This is a genomic window from Dietzia sp. UBA5065 (assembly GCA_002415925.1).
Lineage (GTDB): Bacteria > Actinomycetota > Actinomycetes > Mycobacteriales > Mycobacteriaceae > Dietzia.
Genome location: DIAZ01000072.1, coordinates 3,693 through 6,932, shown reverse-complemented (window position 1 = coordinate 6,932; position 3,240 = coordinate 3,693). Strand labels below are relative to the sequence as shown.

4 protein-coding genes and 1 pseudogene are annotated in these 3,240 nt (G+C 71.2%); all 5 read right to left on the bottom strand.

All coding sequences use genetic code 11. The features are described from left to right. A pseudogene (locus B4M60_RS05325) lies at positions 1-182 on the bottom strand (hypothetical protein); the annotation flags it as partial. Next, positions 179-505: an EthD domain-containing protein gene (locus B4M60_RS05320; protein ID WP_291080989.1), complete on the bottom strand. Its 327-nt coding sequence runs from the start codon at positions 503-505 to the stop codon at positions 179-181. The gene B4M60_RS05320 and the pseudogene B4M60_RS05325, both read right to left, overlap by 4 nt. Positions 506-541: 36 nt before the next feature. Beyond that, the gene (locus B4M60_RS05315) at positions 542-1,156 is read right to left on the bottom strand and encodes a TetR/AcrR family transcriptional regulator (RefSeq protein ID WP_291080988.1); all 615 of its coding nucleotides are present in this window, start codon (positions 1,154-1,156) and stop codon (positions 542-544) included. A 108-nt stretch (positions 1,157-1,264) separates the two neighbouring features. Continuing rightward, positions 1,265-2,761, bottom strand: coding sequence for a class I adenylate-forming enzyme family protein (locus tag B4M60_RS05310; RefSeq protein ID WP_291080986.1), 1,497 nt, complete (start codon positions 2,759-2,761; stop codon positions 1,265-1,267). A gap of 70 nt (positions 2,762-2,831) precedes the next feature. Further along, positions 2,832-3,240, bottom strand: a 409-nt coding sequence (locus B4M60_RS05305) for a zinc-binding dehydrogenase (RefSeq protein WP_291080984.1), incomplete at its 5' end; no start/stop codon positions are given.

Here is a 3,240-nt window from a genome sequence, read left to right as displayed (position 1 = left end):
ACGTTCCAGCCCGCGTCGATGAGCGAGACGCCGGCCGGCCCCTCGATCACGTACACGTTGATCGCCCGCAGCCCGTCCCCGGGCATGGGGAGCGGGATCCGGTGGACGCCGTCGACCACCCTGTGGCACCCGACGTCGGCCCAGTCCGAGCCGGACCCGCCCGTGCCCGACGCCGCCGTCACGTGTCCGAGACCATGACCTGTTCTTCGCCCATCACCATGATGGCGCGACCCCCCATGGAGCCGACGTGCTCCGCGGCCTTCGCCCACTCCGGGCTCTCGAGCATCGCGTCGTATGCCTCCTTGGAATCAAAGCTGAGGACCGACACCCCGTCCCAGCCGAGCGAGTGCTTGTTCCCACCGGTCTCCTTGACCGCCGTGTGCGACCAACGCCGCAGGCCGGGCAGCGGGTAGGTCACCTCGGCGTGCTCGCCGCGCCACCACTCGATGAACTGGTCGTGGGTCCACTCACGGGGCTTCGACGCCATCACGATGAGGTTGTACATGGGTCCTCCATAGTTGATTTCAGAAAAAGAACAGCGCTAGTGCACCAGCCGCAGGCACGCCGCCGTGACGGACTCCGAAACCTCCGACAGCTCCCGCCCGCCACCGGGGCGGTACCAGTTCCACACGGAGTTGATCAGCCCGAGCACGAACCGCCCGAGCTCGACCTCGTCGCGCCGCGGGAAGTCGCCCGAGGCCATGCCGCGCTCGAGCAGGCCGCTCCAGTCCCGCTCCACGACGCGCACCAGCTCGCGGGCGCGGATCCGCTCCTGTTCCTCCCGCTCGGACGAGCGCGGGGTGGCGAGCATGTCGATGTGGTGCAGCAGGATGCGCGCCTGGAGCGCCTCCGCCTCGGTGATGTCGTAGGCGCTCGCGATCGCGGCCCGCAGGGCGCTCTCGGAATCCGCGGCGCCCTCGACGGCGGACGAGAACCTCTCGTGGTACCGCGTGAGCTCGTTGCCCATGATGGTGAGCAGGCAGTGCGCCTTGGACTCGAAGTAGTGGTAGAGGGCCGTCTGACCGATCCCCACGTCTCCGGCGATGGTCGCCCACTTGGTGTGCTCGTAGCCGACGCTGCCGAAGTTGGCCACGGCCGCCTCGAGGATGTCCTTACGCTTGGAGCGCGGTCCCTCGGTCTTGGTGATGGTTGCCATGGGAGTCCCCCGATCTAGTGGTTATTCGTCCAGATTAAACACAAGTGAGTTCAACTCACACCCGTACCCGCAGGCCGGCGGCGGGCGCACGCCCGCTCCCCTCCGCACTCATTCCTCACCGAACAACTCCGCGGCCAGCGTGGCCGCGCTCTTCCGGTCGAGTTTGCCGACGCGCGACTGCGGCAGGGCGGAGACGGACCGGACGAACTCCGGCCACTTGAACTTGGGGAAGTCCGCGGCCTCGAGGTGGGCGCGGATCTCGTCGAGGCCCAGTGCCTCACCCTGGGAGACCACCAGCGCGGCGGCCCGCTCGCCCAGCACCGGATCGGGCACCGGCACCACGCACACCTGGTGGATCCCGGGGATCGCGGCCAGCGCCGCCTCCATCTCGTTGATGTCGATGTTGCGTCCGCCGCGGATGATGAGGTCCTTCTCGCGGCCACGGATGCTCACGCTGCCGTCCTCGTGCAGGACGGCACGGTCGCCGGTGACGAGGAACCCGTCCTCGGTGACGTCGGGCGCGACCGGCACGCCGTCGCGCGCGTAGCCGACGAACATCGACGGGCCCCTGACCTGCAGGGAGCCGAGCTCACCCGGGCCGAGCGGCTCGCCGCTCTCGTCCACGACCCGCGACTGCGTCCCCGGGAACGGGCGGCCGTCCCGGCCGAGCCGGGTGTCCACGTCGTCACCCGGCAGCGGCGTGGTGTGGCCGAGGCACTCGGACATGCCGAAGACCCTCAGCATCGTCGTGCCCAGCCTGACCTCCGCGTCGTGCAGGGCCTTCTGGTTCATCGGACCACCACCGACGGTCATCGCGCGCATCGCGGTCAGCGACCCCTCGGACCCGTCGACCAGGGTGAGCTGCAGCGCCATGGTGGGCACGAGCATCGTCCACACGACCCGCTGATCGCGCAGCAGGGCGACGGCGGTCTCGGGGTTCCACTTGTCCAGCGCGACCATCGCGCCGCCGAGCATGGTGGGCAGGTACATGCCGAAGCAGATCGCCGCGGCGGAGGACAGCGGGACGAGCGCCCCGACGGCGTCCCCGGACTCGAGGCCCACCGCGTCGATGGTCGACCGTCCCGCGTACCGCAGCGAGTCCTCGCTCTGGATGACGCACTTCGGACGACCGGTGGAGCCCGAGGTCATGGCGGCCACCACCCCCCCGCGCCACCGCTCGACACCCGCGGATCCGCCGTCGGGACGCCCTGAGACCGACCAGCCCTCAAGCGCGGTGCCGGCCGGCACGTATCCGTGGTCGGAGAGCCCCCACACCTCGGCGGTGGCGGTCGGTGCCACCACCACGTCGGGCTGCAGGTCCTCGGCGGCGATGTCGAACTCCGACCGCGTCGCGTGCCCGCTCATCACCGCGAGAAGTCCGCCGGTGAGCCCCACGGCGACCGCGGCGGAGACCGTCCGCCACGAGTTGTCGGCGCGGACCAGGACGGTGGCCGGCCCGTCCGCCGCCGCCTGCAGCACGTCGGCGAGTTCCCGGGCCTGCCGCAGCACCTCCGCGACGGTGTGCGTGCCCTCGCCGTCGACCACGGCCACGGCGTCGGGCGTGCGGGACGCGCGCTCGAGGACGTCCTGTGCGAGCTGCTTCATTGACGTACTCCTTGTAGTTTCGTGATCCGGTAGGTCCCCGGGCGCCGCGTGAGACGACGCCGTGTCCGCCCTAGGGGACGACGACGAGGCGGCCGGACGCCCGGCCGTGGCGCAGGTCCTCGTAGGCGCGGGGGACCTCGTCCAGGCTCCGCACCTCCACGACGGCCGACAGCCCCCCGGACGCCGCGAGGTCGAACACCTCGGCGAGATGATGGCGGGGACCCCAGAACGGCGCGGCGACCCGCCAGCCGCGCGGGACGGAGCCCTGCTTGTCCACGGTGAGTCGACCGCCGGCCGACCCGACCACGGCGAGTGCGCCTCCGGTCGCGAGCATGGACGGGCACGCGTCGATCGTGGCCTGCGCGCCGACGAAGTCCAGGATGAGATCGGCCCCGGACCCGTCCGAGAGGCGCTCCACCAGGGCGCGCGCCTCGTCGACCGAGGCGACCGCGTGATCCGCCCCCAGCGTGAGGCCGAGC